The sequence below is a fragment of the Polynucleobacter aenigmaticus genome (assembly GCF_002206635.1).
Classification (GTDB): domain Bacteria; phylum Pseudomonadota; class Gammaproteobacteria; order Burkholderiales; family Burkholderiaceae; genus Polynucleobacter; species Polynucleobacter aenigmaticus.
Map to the genome: position 1 here is coordinate 137,360 of NZ_NGUO01000004.1, position 16,106 is coordinate 153,465.

General features: G+C 48.0%; 12 protein-coding genes and 1 tRNA gene. 6 read left to right on the plus strand and 7 right to left on the minus strand.

Annotation, left to right across the window (positions count from 1 at the left end):
• Positions 1 to 2 precede the first annotated feature (2 nt).
• Positions 3 to 3,629 (minus strand): DNA polymerase III subunit alpha, encoded by a 3,627-nt coding sequence (gene dnaE / locus CBI30_RS03225; protein ID WP_088526891.1) that lies wholly within the window; start codon positions 3,627 to 3,629, stop codon positions 3 to 5.
• On the opposite strand from dnaE, the gene gluQRS reads away from it, so the two are divergent.
• Positions 3,606 to 4,598, plus strand: coding sequence for a tRNA glutamyl-Q(34) synthetase GluQRS (gluQRS, locus tag CBI30_RS03230; protein WP_169711243.1), 993 nt, complete (start codon positions 3,606 to 3,608; stop codon positions 4,596 to 4,598). The genes dnaE and gluQRS overlap by 24 nt on opposite strands.
• Here the strand turns inward: gluQRS and CBI30_RS03235 are convergent.
• From CBI30_RS03235 to CBI30_RS03245, 3 genes are all read right to left on the minus strand, one after another.
• A complete protein-coding gene (locus CBI30_RS03235) occupies positions 4,585 to 6,015 on the minus strand; it encodes a DEAD/DEAH box helicase (RefSeq protein WP_088526893.1) in 1,431 nt (476 codons plus the stop codon). The genes gluQRS and CBI30_RS03235 overlap by 14 nt on opposite strands.
• A 6-nt stretch (positions 6,016 to 6,021) precedes the next feature.
• Complete coding sequence (locus CBI30_RS03240; protein WP_206075557.1) at positions 6,022 to 6,426, minus strand: GlcG/HbpS family heme-binding protein; 405 nt, start codon at positions 6,424 to 6,426, stop codon at positions 6,022 to 6,024.
• Positions 6,427 to 6,499: 73 nt separating this feature from the next.
• A complete protein-coding gene (locus tag CBI30_RS03245; protein ID WP_088526895.1) occupies positions 6,500 to 7,684 on the minus strand; it encodes a pyridoxal-phosphate-dependent aminotransferase family protein in 1,185 nt (394 codons plus the stop codon).
• Positions 7,685 to 7,863: 179 nt separating this feature from the next.
• On the opposite strand from CBI30_RS03245, the gene CBI30_RS03250 reads away from it, so the two are divergent.
• Entirely contained in the window at positions 7,864 to 8,547 is a 684-nt protein-coding gene (locus tag CBI30_RS03250) for a GntR family transcriptional regulator (RefSeq protein WP_088526896.1), read from the plus strand.
• A complete protein-coding gene (locus tag CBI30_RS03255; protein ID WP_088526897.1) occupies positions 8,544 to 11,648 on the plus strand; it encodes an FAD-binding and (Fe-S)-binding domain-containing protein in 3,105 nt (1,034 codons plus the stop codon). Before CBI30_RS03250 ends, CBI30_RS03255 begins: the two co-directional genes overlap by 4 nt.
• Positions 11,649 to 11,667: 19 nt before the next feature.
• On the opposite strand, the gene CBI30_RS03260 is transcribed toward CBI30_RS03255, so the two are convergent.
• Genes CBI30_RS03260 through queG form a run of 3 tightly spaced genes read right to left on the minus strand, consistent with a single transcriptional unit; the run spans position 11,668 to position 13,931 of the window.
• Positions 11,668 to 12,009 carry an AzlD domain-containing protein gene (locus CBI30_RS03260; RefSeq protein ID WP_088526898.1) on the minus strand — a complete coding sequence of 114 codons (342 nt, stop codon included), beginning with the start codon at positions 12,007 to 12,009 and terminating at the stop codon, positions 11,668 to 11,670.
• Positions 12,009 to 12,794 (minus strand): AzlC family ABC transporter permease, encoded by a 786-nt coding sequence (locus CBI30_RS03265; RefSeq protein ID WP_088526899.1) that lies wholly within the window; start codon positions 12,792 to 12,794, stop codon positions 12,009 to 12,011. The genes CBI30_RS03260 and CBI30_RS03265 overlap by 1 nt, the downstream gene beginning before the upstream one ends.
• A 42-nt stretch (positions 12,795 to 12,836) precedes the next feature.
• A complete protein-coding gene (gene queG, locus CBI30_RS03270; protein WP_088526900.1) occupies positions 12,837 to 13,931 on the minus strand; it encodes a tRNA epoxyqueuosine(34) reductase QueG in 1,095 nt (364 codons plus the stop codon).
• A gap of 43 nt (positions 13,932 to 13,974) precedes the next feature.
• Here queG and tsaE point away from each other — a divergent pair, with 43 nt between their 5' ends.
• The 3 genes from tsaE (at position 13,975) to CBI30_RS03285 (ending at position 16,007) form a co-directional block, all read left to right on the plus strand.
• Positions 13,975 to 14,508: a tRNA (adenosine(37)-N6)-threonylcarbamoyltransferase complex ATPase subunit type 1 TsaE gene (gene tsaE, locus CBI30_RS03275; RefSeq protein ID WP_088526901.1), complete on the plus strand. Its 534-nt coding sequence runs from the start codon at positions 13,975 to 13,977 to the stop codon at positions 14,506 to 14,508.
• Positions 14,508 to 15,845 (plus strand): N-acetylmuramoyl-L-alanine amidase, encoded by a 1,338-nt coding sequence (locus CBI30_RS03280; RefSeq protein WP_088526902.1) that lies wholly within the window; start codon positions 14,508 to 14,510, stop codon positions 15,843 to 15,845. Before tsaE ends, CBI30_RS03280 begins: the two co-directional genes overlap by 1 nt.
• A gap of 86 nt (positions 15,846 to 15,931) precedes the next feature.
• Positions 15,932 to 16,007 (plus strand) — tRNA-Lys (locus CBI30_RS03285).
• Positions 16,008 to 16,106 lie beyond the last annotated feature (99 nt).

Genomic DNA, 16,106 nt, shown 5'->3' on the forward strand with positions numbered 1-16,106 from the left:
ATTTACTGGTACTGAACCTGAACGGTATTGGATTGTTTCGCAGCCAGAATTTGATTGAGACTATGCAAGCAAGCATCGTCAGGATAAATTCGCAGCTCTTCTGGGAACTGCATTAAGCAAGCCCCACCACTAGTAGTTACAGCTGCAGTCAGCATTAAGCCTTTCATACCTTCATTGCCACCTGGCATCGTTGCAGCTGCAGGCCCCAACTTAGGATCCCGTACGCGGTTACTCATGAGGTGGGGGCCAATTTGGCTACGCAACGATTTGAGGTCGATAGCCGAATCAATACTCAGGTGGATATTGCGTGCAAAACGCATTCGCGCGCCAGTGATATCCATCACCCCCTCAGAGATGATGCGCATGCCTCCAGAAAACTTATCTGGAGTGACATTCACCTTGGCAACCAATAATTCATCCTCTTTGAGCCATGAGCGATTCGGTTCATAGACTTCGCTGTAGAGAGTTACCTCAATTGCAGCCGTTCCATCATCGATGGTTGCAATCATCATACGACCACGCTGACCAGTCAACATTCGAGCGGAGGTAATAATGCCGGCAATGAGCTGATCCTTGCCTTCAGTTACTTTTGCCAGTGACTGACGAATGAAATGCGCCGTCTCATCACGGTAAGCATCAAACATATGTCCTGTAAGACATAGGCCCAGAGAATTTTTCTCATCCTGAAGACGCTTCTTTTCAGACCAGGCTGGCTCACGTACTAATTCAGGTAAGTGGCGATCCTCTTCTCCTGCTACCTCAAACAAACTGACTTGGTTAATCGAGGCTTCAGCCTGTTCAGCAGCCTCGATTGCGCGAGCAAGTGAGGCTAATAAAGTAGAGCGAATGTCATATAGATTTCCGCCGGCAGGCACAGAGTCTTTATACAAACTATCAAATGCACCTGCACGCATTAAGGCTTCAATAGCACGGCGATTGACTTGTCTGCGATCAACTCGCGCGCAGAAGTCAAACAGATCCTTAAATGGACCGCCAGTCTCGCGAGCTTTTACAATCACCTCAATCGCTGCTTCGCCAGTACCTCTGACAGCACCCAAACCATAACGAATATGACTGATTGGTGAGTCGGGAGCGGCATCGGGTGCACGTAAGGGTGTAAACACATACACACCGGTATTAATGTCTGGTGAAAATACCCGGATTTGATTTACTAAGCAATCGTCATACAGAATCTTCACCTTATCGGTGTCATCCATCGCGAGCGATAAGTTGGCTGCCATAAATTCAGCAGGGTAGTAGGCCTTTAACCAGGCGGTTTGATAGGCTAAGAGAGCGTAGGCGGCAGCATGGGATTTATTAAATCCATAACCCGCAAAACGCTCCATCAAGTCATAAATCTCGTTGGCCTTACCTTCGGTGATACCACCAGCTTTCGCGCCGTCACTAAAGATCTTGCGATGCTGAGCCATCTCCTCGGGCTTTTTCTTACCCATTGCACGACGCAACATATCCGCGCCACCCAGTGAATAACCACCAATCATCTGCGCCATCTGCATAACCTGCTCTTGATAAACCATGATGCCGTAGGTTTCTTGTAGAACAGGCTCAATACGCGGATCTGGGTACTCTACTTTTTGACGACCATGCTTACGCTCAATAAAATCTGGAATCAAATCCATTGGGCCCGGACGATACAGCGCTACAAGCGCAATGATGTCTTCGAAACGGTCTGGCTTCGCCTCACGAAGCATACTTTGCATGCCGCGACTTTCTAGCTGAAAGACGGCAACAGTATTGGCATTCTTTAAAACCTCAAATGCTTTTTCATCATCAAGTGGAATCTCGCCAATATTCCAGTTTTTACGCTCCGTATGTAGTGTCTGAATCCACTTCTCAGCAGCAGCTAAAATAGTGAGTGTCGTCAAACCTAAAAAGTCGAATTTAACTAGGCCAATCGCCTCAACGTCATCTTTATCGAACTGGCTAATAACTGAGCCACTCTCTTGATCTTTAGAATCTTTTGCTTCTTGTGTGTAGAGCGGGCAAAAATCCGTTAAACGGCCAGGAGCAATTAATACACCGCCTGCATGCATGCCTACGTTACGGGTCATACCCTCTAACTGCTGAGCTAAAGATAAAAGCTGACGGACCTCATCCTCGTTCTTCTCTCGCTCGCCTAATTGCTTCTCTTCCTTCTTGGCCATTTCAATGGTCATGTATTGACCAGGCTTATTCGGAATTAACTTAGCAATACCATCAACGAAGTTGTAGCCCTGCTCGAGCACGCGACCTACATCACGAATCGCTGCTCTTGCAGCCATCGTGCCAAATGTGGCAATCTGACTCACCGCATCTTTGCCGTACTTATCCTTCACATATTGAATGACGCGATCTCGCCCATGCTGGCAGAAGTCGATATCGAAGTCGGGCATCGATACCCGCTCAGGATTGAGGAAGCGCTCAAAAAGTAAGTTGTAACGCAGCGGATCAAGATCAGTAATACCTAATGAGTACGCAACTAAAGATCCCGCACCAGATCCACGACCCGGACCAACTGGTACACCATTATTTTTAGCCCAATTAATGAAGTCCGCAACAATCAAAAAATAACCTGGAAATCCCATTTGAGCAATCGTCTTAACCTCAAAGACTAGGCGCTCGTGATAACGAGTCTCCTCTTTGGCGCGCTCTTCTGGATCAGGGAAATTGCGCTCCATGTGGCGCTTCAAACCAATCTCTGATTGCTGCAATAAATAATCGTCGAGCGTAATACCTGGGGGCGTTGGAAAATCTGGCAAGCGTGGTTGACCCAACACCAAAGAAAGATTACAACGCTTAGCAATTTCTACGGAGTTAGCTAGTGCAACTGGCAAATCTGCAAAGCGCTTTTCCATCTCTTCTTGAGATAAGAAATACTGCTCTTCATTAAATTTCTTGGTGCGGCGAGGGTTTCCTAATAATTCACCCTCAGCGATACATACTCGCGCTTCATGAGCAATGAAATCACTCTTTTTCATAAACTGCACAGGATGCGTAGCAACGATCGGTAAATCCATTTCACTAGCGAGATGACAGGCTAGTTGAAGCTGCTTTTCATCCTGAGGATGGCCACCACGCTGAACTTCGATAAAGAAAGCATCGGGAAACAACTTTGCCCACTGTTGAGCAGCAACCTTAGCCTGATCTTCCTGACCAGCCAACAGGGCAACACCAACATCACCCCAGCGTCCGCCAGAAAGTGCAATGAGTCCATGGGCTAGGGTTCTTTTTGCTGCTTTGTCTTCAGCTTTAGAGCCTGGTTCACTAAACCACTTAGGATCTATTTCAGCGCGACCACGTGACTGATTCTCCAAAGAAGCTTTGCTCAATAACTGGCAAAGATTGAGATAGCCAGAATGGTTTTGAACCAGCAGCAGCAAACGATAGGGTTGGTCTGGATCCTGAGGGTTGCTAATCCAAACATCAGCCCCTGCAATGGGCTTAATTCCACCAGAGCGAGCGGCCGTATAAAAGCGGATTAAACCGAATAAATTGCTTAAATCAGTCAGGGCTAGAGCCCCCATGTCATCTTTTTCGGCAGCAGCCACAGCATCATCAATACGAACGACGCCATCCGTAATTGAAAACTCGGAATGGACGCGTAGATGAACAAAACGGGGGGAAGCCATGAGATCATTTTAGCTGTGCCGAACCTCAAAAACCTCTCACCCCCAGCCGACGGCTATCGTGGGCGATTTGCACCCTCGCCTACCGGCCCGCTACATGGGGGATCGCTAGTTGCCGCCCTTGGAAGCTGGCTGGATGCCCGCAAAAATCAGGGGAAATGGCTTCTCAGAATCGAAGATTTAGACACTCCGCGCTGTATTCCAGGCATTGATCAAGAAATCCTGCGTCAATTACTTGCCTGCGGCCTCTCCTGGGACGAAGAACCTACTTGGCAGTCCAAGCACCAAGAGCGCTACCAAAAGGCTCTGGAGCGCTTAAACGCGCTCCAAACTATCTATTCCTGCACCTGCTCCCGGCAAACCATTGCAAACGTCCTGGAGGCTCAAGGTGTAATTACCCCCCGTAATCAAGAAATAGTCTACCCAGGTACTTGCCGACCCAAGGAAGTCCAATTAAATCAAGGATTCAGTAAGCAGGTATCTGGTACTGCCTGGAGGCTCGCACTTCCACCCGATCTCACAATTGAATTTGAAGACCTTGCCCTAGGAAAACAGGATCAAGACTTAAATCGAGAAGTGGGGGACTTTGTCTTGCGTCGTCGGGATGCTGTGTTTACCTATCAACTCGCTGTAGTGGTGGATGATGCCGATCAAGGCATTACCCACATCGTGCGTGGTCAAGATTTACTCAGCAATACGGCGCGGCAGATTTACTTACAAAATATCCTTGGATATCCGACTCCAAGTTATTTGCACCTACCCCTTGTACTGGATGAGCATGGCGAAAAACTCAGCAAACAAACTCTCGCTAGCGCCATTCAAACTGAAAATGAACAACAGGCTTTACATGAATTGCGTAAAGCGGCAATACATTTGGGATTAAGAAATCTACCAGATGGAAAAGCAATTTCCATTGCTGAGTGGCTCTTAGCGGCCACCCAGGCTTGGAATAGAAAAGTTACTTTTTTTTAAAGCCGCCGAGCAGAGCGCCGACAGCAGGTCTAGCAGGAGTAATACCCACTTTTTTCTCTTCGGAGATAGTGGCGCCTGAGGAAGACTGAGGTGCAGCACTAGGCTCATAAGGTTTATAGAAAAAAGGATCTGACATTTTTGCCGGTGCATCTGATCTCGATGAGCTTCTGCTTGACGCAGGACTAGGACTATAGCTAGGACTACCTTCGGGCAGAGGCTGAACATCCAACTTACGCTTCATCAATCTTTCAATATCATCGAGCAAGCGTTTTTCACTAGCATCTACCAATGCAATCGCGTCACCTTTGCTGCCCGCGCGACCTGTACGACCAATACGGTGAATAAAATCTTCTGCGTTGTATGGCAACTCATGATTAATCACGCAAGGCATCGATGGAATATCCAAGCCACGTGCAGCTACATCGGTAGCTACTAATGCCTCAATAGCGCCAGACTTAAATGCATCCAAAGTTAAAGTGCGTTCGCCCTGACTCTTATCACCATGAATCGCTCCCGCTTTAATTCCGTCACGCTCTAGCGCTCTAGATAATTTTGCACAACCTAAACGGCTATTGGTAAAGATGATGCACTGACGAGATAAGCCTTGACGGGTACGCGCCTCAAGCACTTTTACAATTGCACGCTGCTTGTCCGCACTAGCAACCATATGCACGACTTGCTTGACGGTATCCGCTGCCGCATTTTGACGCGCTACCTCTACAGTCACTGGAGTACGCAAATAACTCTGTGCTAATTTTTTAATCTCTGGTGAAAACGTTGCTGAGAACAATAATGTTTGGCGCTGTGCAGGAATCAAATCAATGATGCGTTGCAAGTCAGGCAAGAAACCCATATCGAGCATGCGATCGGCTTCATCCAAGACCAGAATCTCGACCTGTGAGAGATTGGCCACTTTTGAACCGATGTGATCTAGCAATCGTCCTGGGGTGGCAATCAAAATCTCCACGCCACTACGTAATGTGGCGACTTGCTCTTTCATATCCACGCCACCATAAACCACGGCAGCGCGTAAATCAGTATGTTTGGAATAGCTCGCTGCATTCTCAGCAACTTGAACCGCTAATTCACGTGTCGGCGTTAATACCAAAGCACGAATCGGATGACGCGCAGGCGATGCGCTGCTACTAGCATGACGTAGAATTTTTTGAATAATTGGCAGTACAAAAGCGGCCGTCTTACCCGTACCAGTTTGGGCTGCGCCCATCAGGTCGCTTCCAGCCAATACATGGGGAATGGCTTGAGCTTGAATCGGAGTTGGGATGCTGTAACCCTGCTCGGATACCGCTTTTTGAATCTTGGGATCTAAGCCAAAATCAGCAAAGGTCATTGCTGCAGGAGGGGCGCTACTCTCAGTAGCGCCAATAGGGAGATCTATTTCAGGAACAGTATTTGTCAAGGTAACTTACAGGATGGCCGCAATGCCGGCTTTAGCAGTTTCAGCATCCTCGGTTGATTTAACGCCGGAAACGCCGACTGCGCCGATGGTAAACCCATTTACCTCGATATTGACGCCACCCTCCAACATGCCCGAAATATGTGGGGCAGATAAAAAGGAGATACGTCCATTATTAATAATCTCTTCATAAACACGGCTCTCGCGTTTACCCATTGCAGCAGTGCGCGCTTTTTCTTGGGCAATATAAGCAGAGACAGGAGCGCAACCATCGCGACGGGTTAAACCTAATAGATGGCCACCGTCATCACAAACGGCAATCGTTACCGCCCAATTATTGGTTGCCGCATGCTTATCCGCTGCGTCCAAAATCTTTTGAACATCAGCCTGGGTTAAATAAGGTTTAGTTGCCAACATGATTAATCTCTCTGTCTCTAATGCTATTGATATATATAGTGAATTATAGGTTGAGTCTGACGACCCAGCCTTACTTTAGATAGTCCTGAGCCGCAACTACGCCACTTGCCTTGGGTTTATAGCCCATCGCACCCAAACTCATCTCTACCCCGCTTAAGGCAGCCATGAGGCTTAATTCATTGCAATCGCCCAGGTGGCCAATACGGAAAATCTTGCCTTTGAGCTTGCCTAAGCCCGTTCCAAGGGAAAGATTGAACTTTTCCAAGGCATGTTTACGTAAGACATCCGCATCCATGCCCTCAGGAACAACAATGGCAGTAAGGACTGGCGAGTAGGCCGTTGCGTCTAAACATTGGTTCTCAAGACCCCAGGCAGCTACTGCGCGACGACAAGCCTCTGCCAAGCGCTGATGGCGGGCAAAAATCGTATCCAGACCCTCGGTCTGCATCATGTCGATCGCCTCATGCAAGCCGTACATCAAATTGGTGCTGGGGGTAGTCGGCCAATAACCTGTTTTGTTGGACTCTAAGATCTCATCCCAAGCCAGATACGCTTTTGGAATCGTGCTGCGCTTGCTAGCTTCAATTGCTTTAGGGGACAAAGCATTAAAACCAATTCCAGGAGGCAACATCAAACCTTTTTGCGATCCAGATACGGTGACATCAGCACCCCAAGTGTCATGGCAATAATCTGCTGAACCTAAGCCAGACACGCTATCTACCAGCAATAAGGCTGGATGCTTGGCATCATCAATCGCCTTGCGAACCGCAGCAATATTGGATGTCATGCCGGTGGAGGTTTCGTTATGAACCACACACACTGCTTTAATTTCATGCTGGGTATCTTTGCGTAAGCGCTCTTCAATCACCGATGCGTCCACACCCCAACGCCAGGTATCTTGTCCAGCCTTACCAACGACCTCAACTTCAATACCAATCCTTTTGGCCAAAGCACGCCAGAGGTTTGCAAAGTGGCCAGTTTCATAAAAGAGAACCTTGTCGCCAGTATTAAGCACGTTAACTAAAGCGCCTTCCCAAGAGCCTGTCCCGGAAGCGGAATAAATAATGACAGGCTGCTCGGTCTTAAAAATCTTCTTAATGCCATCCAACACTTTGAGGCCAAATTCTCCGAACTCAGGACCACGATGGTCAATCGTTTGATAACTAATAGCCCGCAAGATGCGTGATGGCACCGGGCTTGGGCCAGGAATGTGTAAGAAATGACGGCCTGAGAGGTGATTATCAAGTTTTAGCATGCTTAGTCTCGCTTGTTTTTAGTAGTTAATCTTGCGAGCCAGTGTAAGGCACTTTTTGGCAATTTACAATTTTGTATGCAAAATATTTCTCTTTCAAGTGAAAAATAAGCCATTTATAGCGTTATTTATGCCTATTCATGAGTTATAGTAAATATGTATACAAAATTTAGGCATTCCATATGATGCTCACAGCACCAGCAAATACCCAAAATTTGCATGAAGCAACATTCCAGAAGCTACGGTCTTTATTAGTAGAAGGCGTGATTACTCCTGGCAGCAAACTCAATGAGCGCGAACTGGCAGAACAACTCCACGTGTCGCGCACCCCCATTCGGGAAGCCATCCGTCGCTTGGCTGCCGATGGCTTGGTAGAGCTCATTGCCAATCGTGGCGCAATCGCCGTACAACTCACTCGCGACGACATCATTCACACCTTTGATGTGATTGCGAATTTAGAGGGCTACTCTGGAGAGCTGGCAGCCCAAAACATTAGCGACCAAGCGCTCACTGAGCTAGAAGCTCTTCAGTACGAGATGATGGCTTCCTATGCACGCAGAGATTTATCCAGCTATTACCGCTTAAACCTCAACATTCATCGAGCCATTAATCAAGCAGCCAACAACCCAGTCTTAAGCCAACTATTTACTCAAGTAAACGCCCGTATCGAAGCGCTGCGCTTCCGATCCAATCAAGATGGCGTGAAATGGGAAAAGGCTGTAGGTGAACATCAGGAAATGCTTGAAGCATTAAAAGCGCGTGACAGCGCACGCATGCGCAAAGTCATGATTCAGCACGTTATGAATAAGCGTGATGTCGTCATTCAATTAGTTGACTCAGAATCTAGAGAGAAAGCTGCGGCATGAATAAGCCACTTGATTTACCCATTCCAGAATTCGTTGCCAATAAGGCGGAGTTAGCTAAGCGCCTTAAACAAGAAACCTCTGGTGAGGTGATGACCGATATTGCCAGTCGCGGGCGCTACGCAACGGATGCATCTATTTATCAAGCTATGCCTGTAGCGGTCTTGGTACCTAAAACGGCTGATGATATTGCGGCAGCCATTCAGATTGCCGCTGACTTAGGCATTCCAGTGTTGCCTCGTGGCGGCGGCACCAGCCAATGTGGTCAGACCACTGGCACAGCACTCGTGATCGATAACACCAAATACTTTCGCAAGCTCTTGCATACAGACCTAGAGAAAGCTACGGCAATTGTTGAGCCAGGGATGGTCTTGGATCATCTCAATGCCGCACTCAAACCCCATGGTCTCTGGTATCCAGTTGACGTATCTACTGCCGGGCAAGCGACGATTGGCGGCATGGCCGGTAACAACTCTTGCGGCAGTCGCTCAATTGCTTACGGCAATATGGTGCACAACGTTTTAGGTATTGATGCATGGCTCGCAAATGGTCAAGTAGCCAGTTTTGGAAATTATGCCCATAGCTCTGGCGCTGCAAAACAGTTGGGTGATTTTGTCAAAGGTCTCGCCAACAAACTCCAACCTGAAATCGAAGCCCACTTCCCAAAAGTATTGCGTCGTGTTGCTGGATATAACTTGGATGTCTTTCATCCTCAAAGTGAGCTCCCCTACACGCAAGATGGCAGCGTCAATTTAGCGCACCTCTTAGTGGGTAGCGAAGGCACATTAGCTTATTTCAAATCACTGGAACTCAAGCTGGCACCATTGCCGCAACACAAAGTTCTTGGGGTGGTGAACTTTGCGAGTTTCTTTAAGGCCATGGATAGCGCGCAGCACATCGTCAAGCTGGGACCTACCGCCGTTGAATTAGTTGATCGCACCATGATTGATTTAGCGCGCCACAACCCTAGCTTTAAGAAAACAATTGAAACTGCACTGATTGATGCAAACACTCAGACGCCAGAGGCAATTTTGCTGGTGGAGTTTTCGGGTGAGTCACATGCGCCTTTGCTCGAGAAAATAAAGTCTTTGCAAATCCTGATGGGTGACCTTGGTCTTCCAGGTACGGTTGTTGCCATGCCTGATGCTAAGCTGCAAAAGAATTTATGGGAAGTGCGTAAGGCCGGTTTGAACATCATGATGAGCCTCAAGGGTGATGGCAAGCCAGTGAGCTTTATTGAAGATTGCGCTGTTCCACTGGAGAGTCTTGCTGAATATACCCAGGCATTGACGGACGTATTTTCTAAATACGGATCACGCGGTACTTGGTACGCGCATGCCTCTGTTGGAACTTTGCATGTGCGCCCTATTTTGGATATGCGTCGTGATGGCGCCCAGAAGATGCGTGCGGTAGCTGAGGAAGCTTCAGCCCTCGTTCGCAAGTACAAAGGTGCTTACAGTGGTGAGCATGGCGATGGGCTTTGCCGAGGCGAATGGATCTCCTGGCAATTTGGACCTAAGATTACCCAAGCCCTTGGAGACATCAAACACGCGTTTGATCCCAATGGATTGTTTAATCCTGGCAAGATCATCAACCCACCAAAAATGGATGATGTGAGCAACTTCCGCTTTTCACCAAACTATAAAGTCATCCCACTCCAGCCCGCTTTAGATTGGTCCGCCTGGAATGTGCAGAACAATCCCGTTACCGAGGAAACTAGCGCACCAGGGACTGGTGGTGATCCTGCTATGGGATTAGCCAAAGCAGTAGAGATGTGCAACAACAATGGTCACTGTCGTAAGTTTGATGCCGAAGTGATGTGTCCCAGCTATCGCGTGACACGCGATGAAAAGCACCTCACTCGTGGTCGCGCAAATACCCTACGCCTAGCCCTCTCCAATCAGTTGGATCTGAAAGGCGATGAGGCATCTGCCGCTTCTCCACTAGGAAGTGATGCCATCAAAGAAGTGATGGAGCTCTGCGTGAGCTGTAAGGCCTGTCGCCGTGAATGCCCTACCGGTGTTGATATGGCAAAGATGAAGATCGAGTTTCTGTCGGCTTATAAGAAGCGGGTTGGGCACACAATGCGCGATCTAGCTGTAGCTTATCTGCCAAAGTACGCGCCCATCATCAGTAGCATCCCAGGACTGCCTGCATTGCTTAATCTTCGCAATCACATTGCACTAATTGCCAAAGTACAAGAATGGCTCATGGGTATTTCTGCACAAAGAAGTCTACCGATCTGGAAAGCCAAAACCTTTTGGAGCGATCAGAGCACACTGTCGCCACATCAATTTACTCCAGCAGAACTCAGCACTGCAGATGCAGATGGTAATAAGGGAGTAGTGCTACTTGCAGACACCTTTAATGCTTATTTTGAGGATGAAAACTTGCAGGCGGCATTGGCAGTTCTGAAGGCCGCTGGTTATCGAGTGCATATTCCTCAAAAGAGTCTGGATAAAAAAACTGCAGAAGCAAACCCAACATCAAACACTTGCTCTAAAGAATTTTGTTGTGGTCGCACTTACCTAGCAGCCGGCATGGTGGATAAGGCCAAAGCAAACTTAGAGGAATTGGTCAACCATCTAGCTCCCTTTGCAGAAAAAGATATTCCCATCATTGGTCTGGAACCCTCTTGTTTATTCACCTTAAAGGATGAGGCATTAGTGATGGGCTTTGGGGAGCGCGCGATTAGTGTGAGTAAGCAAGCGCAACTCCTAGAAGAGTTTTTAGCTAGCGAAGCAAGAGCAGGAAGACTTAAACTTCAACTCAAACCATCTACCCGCCCTGTGCTGTTTCATGGTCACTGCCATCAAAAATCGTTTGCCGCTGTGACGCCAGCTCTAGAACTCTTAAAACTCATCCCCAACGCGGAACCAAAACTCATTGAGTCTTCTTGTTGTGGCATGGCTGGAAGCTTTGGTTACGAAGTGGAGCATATTGAAGTGTCTAAGCAAATGGCGGAAGCCAGTCTCTTGCCCGCGATTCGAAAAGCACCAGATAGTTGGGTAGTTGCAGATGGCACAAGCTGTCGCCACCAGATTGCCGATGGCTCTCAAAGGGAGGCCGTCCATATCGCCAAGATCTTGGCGGCCCATCTATAAACCAGGATATGATTATTAGTTAACGAATGACGCCATAAGCCAGCATCAGCAAGGTTCCAGTCAATAAGGCTGGAACGAGACGGCGCGTTGGTTTGGACACCATCACGCCGATACTCAAGACGCAAATCAAGATCCGAATCCAGGCGGGCACAGTGGCTAAGAGGCCTAGAGGCATCAAAATCATTCTGACAGTCAATGCGGCAACCATCGCATAAGTGACTGCAGCGAGCCAGCGAAAAATTTCGCTATCTTGATTAATTTTTTTGGCAAGCAGGACGCCAATAGCACGGCAAAAGTAGGTGCCTAGAGTGGCACCCGCTAAGGCAATCCACAAACCCCATCCCTGAAGAGCAGCATTCATTAACCAATCACCCCGGCTCTCTTACGCAGTATTTTGCGATCAAGTAAATAGGCAATAGTGCCTGCTACTAGGCCAGTTGTCAGCAAGCTCGTATCACGATCCAACTCAAAGAATAGTGGGCCCAATACAAAACCCAAACCAATTGCGATGCGATTAATCCAAGGCTTGACCTCGGTAAAGGTCAGTAAAAAAAATAGGGGGTTGATAAAGACCAGACCAAGCGTAATTGCTGGCGGTACTACTCCAGCTAATAGAAAACCCAAAATTGTGCCTGGAACTGAAATCAACCAGCACAACAAACCAAGACCAACGAAGTAACTCAAGCGATGCTTTGCCTCCATCGTCTGAAACTCACGCATTGAGATGGCCCAAGCAGTCATTGCTAGAAGATGAACGGAGGCATAAAGCCCATGGTTGCGATCTTTTTCGTGAAACTGCGGAAAGAGCGTCACCGTCATGGTGATAAAGCGTGTAGAAGTTAAAGTCACAGCGAGCGCAATGGCGAGAGCTGAAGATCCAGTGATTGCCATCTCTAACAAAACAACCTGTCCTGGCAGCGCGAACATGAAAAAACTAGTGGCACTCGTAAACCACACATCCATACCATTGGTTTTACCCATCGCACCAAAACCCACCATGCCCGCGAAAAGCACCATTGCAGGCGCACCTGCCGCATCCCGAATGCCAGCCCAAAAAGCTTCAGTACGATTTTTAAAGCGCTGTGCCGCTGAACCTGCTAGCGCGATTTCGCTAGGGTCTATATAAGGTTGATCGGCTGATGACATGGCTTATTGTAAGAGCTGGAGCTAAACTTCGCTAAGAAGCCCTCAAGAACTCAGCGCCCACTCGATATGCTCGGCCACCAACACATCAGCCATCGGTAACGCACTAGACAGAGCTTCGCGTATCAATACCTTGTCAGCCGTCGCGACCTGTTCATCAGTTATGGCATTGCCTAAGGCTACAGCTAAGTTTCTGCGCCAGCGAGAGTAGCCAATACGACGAATTGCACTGCCCTCATGGCGTTTCTCAAATTGATCTTCTGTCCAAGACCAAAGTTGCAAGAGGCTCGCCTTTCCAAGACCATGACGTTCAGCAAAGTCTGGCAAGGCCGTACGTTGCGCAAACTTATTCCAGGGACAAATGAGTTGGCAGTCATCGCAACCGTACACGCGGTTGCCCATCGCTTTCCGAAACTCCACTGGAATAGCGTCTGGGTTCTCAATCGTTAAATACGAGATGCAGCGACGTGCATCCAATTCATAAGGTGCAGTGATAGCCTGAGTAGGACAAATCTCGATACAAGATTGACAAGTGCCGCAGTGTGATTCCTCTTCCTGGTCTACAGGCAAGGGAACATCCACCAAGATCTCACCCAAAAAGAAAGTTGACCCCGATTCTCGATTGAGTAACAAGGTATGTTTACCTCGCCAACCCAATCCCGCTTTACGAGCTAGTTCCACCTCCATCAACGGAGCTGAATCCGTAAACACCCGATAGCCAAATGATCCAATGTGCTTTTCAATGATCTGCGCAAACTCTTGCAAACGATTACGTAGGACTTTGTGATAGTCACGACCACGGGCGTACATCGATACCACTGCTTGAGTAGGCTCTGCTAAACGCTGCCACTCAACATCAAAATCGATGGCGGGGGATAGGTAATTCATAGTGACACAAATCACCCTGACCGTACCTGGCACTAGCAGGCCTGGATCGGAGCGCAATTGGGCATGTCTAGCCATGTACTCCATCTGACCATGCCGCCCCTCTGCTAGCCACGTATTGAGGCGCTCAGTTGCGACACCCAGATGGGTATCAGTAATGCGCAAGCCATCAAAACCCAATTTTTTCGACTGCTCACCCAGCCATTCACGGAGATTGGCCTGATCAAAAGAGTTTGGTGTTTTGGAAGAAGTCATCAGGAATACAGAATGTAGCTTAATAATTGAATAAACTAGGCAAATGGCTCAGAATTCATTTACCCAACATTGTAGGCAGGAAGCAGATACTACTGCTTTGGCTCAACAGCTTGCCTTGAGTATTCGCCAGTTTTTTCAAGCAAACCAGAGCTCCCATCTCAATATCTCCCTAGAGGGCGATCTTGGTGCGGGTAAAACGACCTTTGCTCGTCATCTGATTCAAGGCTTAGGGCATGAAGGCAGGGTCAAGAGTCCGACCTATACCCTGTGTGAACCTTACCCTATTCAAATCAAGACGGATGGACCTAATACATTTATCAACATCACTGTCCATCACTTTGACCTTTATCGCATGCGTGATCCACTGGAGTGGCAAGAGGCTGGATTTGTGGAGCATTTTGATGAGACTGGATTGTGTTTAGTGGAGTGGCCAGAAAAAGCAGAGGGCACCCTGCCTACGTTTGATATTGAAATTCATCTAGTGGCAGGTGAAGCAGAGTGCGAAAGAGTGATCACTCTCAAAGCAAGCTCAGATCAGGGAGTGGCGGCTCTAAAAGAATTGCTCCCCCAATCGTAATGAGCCAGAAGCCCACCAACTCCTCCAGAAGAAAACACCTCACGATCTCAGCAAAGATGCTGGGGTTTATCTTCTTCTTCAGCGAAATGGATATTGCCTGGGGCGCCAAGATATTGGGTGTCCGCATTTGGCCGGCAGAAGACTACACACGCGTGACGCTCGAGTCCGATAAAGCACTACCCATCACTCAGCAATTGCTCACGAATCCTGATCGCTTAGTAGTCGATGTACAGGGTATGGAACTCAATTCCACCCTCAAAGACTTAGTAGCTAAAGTAAAGCCAAATGATCCCTACGTGTCACAAATTCGAGTGGGGCAATTTCAACCTGGCATGGTGCGCTTGGTATTTGATCTCAAGGAGCCTGTAAAGCCACAGCTTTTTACCTTAGATCCTATTGCCGAATATCAATATCGCATGGTGCTTGATCTCTACCCTGCCACTCCACCAGATCCTCTAATGGAATTAGTTAAGAGCAGCGCCCGTAAGGAAAGCGCCTTAGATAAGGCCAATGAAGAAATTGATCTGATTGCACAGTTCGCAACTAAAAGGGAAAAGGATGCTCCGAAGGCTCCGGTAGCACAAGCTATTCCAGATGTGAAAGAGCCACCTGCGCAAGCAAAATATAAACGCCTCATCACCATTGCCATTGATGCGGGACATGGAGGCGAAGATCCAGGCGCCATTGGAGCGATGGGCTCTAAAGAAAAACACGTGGTTCTCTCGATTGCTAAACGCTTACGGGACAAGATTGAGAATGATCCTTACATGCGACCATTTCTGACAAGAGATGGCGATTACTTTGTACCCCTTCACACTAGAGTACAAAAAGCACGCCGAGTTGAGGCGGACTTATTTGTCTCGATTCATGCAGATGCTTTTATAGAACCCAGAGCTAAGGGTGCCTCAGTCTTTGCCTTATCTCAAATGGGCGCCAGTAGCACGATGGCACGCTGGATGGCCAATAAAGAAAATGCATCTGATCTGATTGGTGGAATCAATATTAAGACCCAAGATAAGCAGGTAGCCAATCTCTTGCTAGATATGTCGACAACCGCCCAAATCAAAGACTCACTTCAGGTAGGCACTTCAATCCTCAAGCGAATTAGTGGCTTCGCCCCTTTGCATAAAGGGAAAGTTGAGCAAGCGAGTTTTGCTGTTCTCAAGGCCCCAGATATTCCATCCATCCTGGTAGAGACTGCCTTTATCAGCAACCCCCAAGAGGAAGCCCGGCTCAATGATGATGCCTACCAAGACCGGATTGCTGAAGCGATTATGAGGGGAATTAAGGACTATTTCTCTAAAAATCCACCAGTTGCTAGACGAACAAATGTCTAACAAACTCCGAATTACAAGGGCTCGCAGGCAGACATCCAAAGACCCAGGGGCATCTACAAACTTCTTGCTATAATCTTTGTCTTACTGGGTCGGTAGCTCAGTCGGTAGAGCAGCGGACTTTTAATCCGTTGGTCGCGAGTTCGAATCTCGCCCGACCCACCACTGCATAAGGCGAAGCGAGCGATAAGCTCGCTTTTTCTTTTTCGCACACCTACTACACACTTCTTGCCCTATCGTTTGCAAACGCTGTAAGCTATTGAC

What these genes read in the sequence shown, in the direction of transcription:
- dnaE (WP_088526891.1), bottom strand. Translation starts at nt 3,629, where the DNA reads ATGGCTTCCCCCCGTTTTGTTCATCTACGCGTCCATTCCGAGTTTTCA.
- CBI30_RS03265 (WP_088526899.1), bottom strand. Translation starts at nt 12,794, where the DNA reads ATGTCATCAGCCGATCAACCTTATATAGACCCTAGCGAAATCGCGCTA.
- CBI30_RS03280 (WP_088526902.1), top strand. Translation starts at nt 14,508, where the DNA reads ATGAGCCAGAAGCCCACCAACTCCTCCAGAAGAAAACACCTCACGATC.
- CBI30_RS03250 (WP_088526896.1), top strand. Translation starts at nt 7,864, where the DNA reads ATGATGCTCACAGCACCAGCAAATACCCAAAATTTGCATGAAGCAACA.
- CBI30_RS03260 (WP_088526898.1), bottom strand. Translation starts at nt 12,009, where the DNA reads ATGAATGCTGCTCTTCAGGGATGGGGTTTGTGGATTGCCTTAGCGGGT.
- CBI30_RS03255 (WP_088526897.1), top strand. Translation starts at nt 8,544, where the DNA reads ATGAATAAGCCACTTGATTTACCCATTCCAGAATTCGTTGCCAATAAG.
- queG (WP_088526900.1), bottom strand. Translation starts at nt 13,931, where the DNA reads ATGACTTCTTCCAAAACACCAAACTCTTTTGATCAGGCCAATCTCCGT.
- CBI30_RS03245 (WP_088526895.1), bottom strand. Translation starts at nt 7,684, where the DNA reads ATGCTAAAACTTGATAATCACCTCTCAGGCCGTCATTTCTTACACATT.
- gluQRS (WP_169711243.1), top strand. Translation starts at nt 3,606, where the DNA reads ATGAACAAAACGGGGGGAAGCCATGAGATCATTTTAGCTGTGCCGAAC.
- tsaE (WP_088526901.1), top strand. Translation starts at nt 13,975, where the DNA reads ATGGCTCAGAATTCATTTACCCAACATTGTAGGCAGGAAGCAGATACT.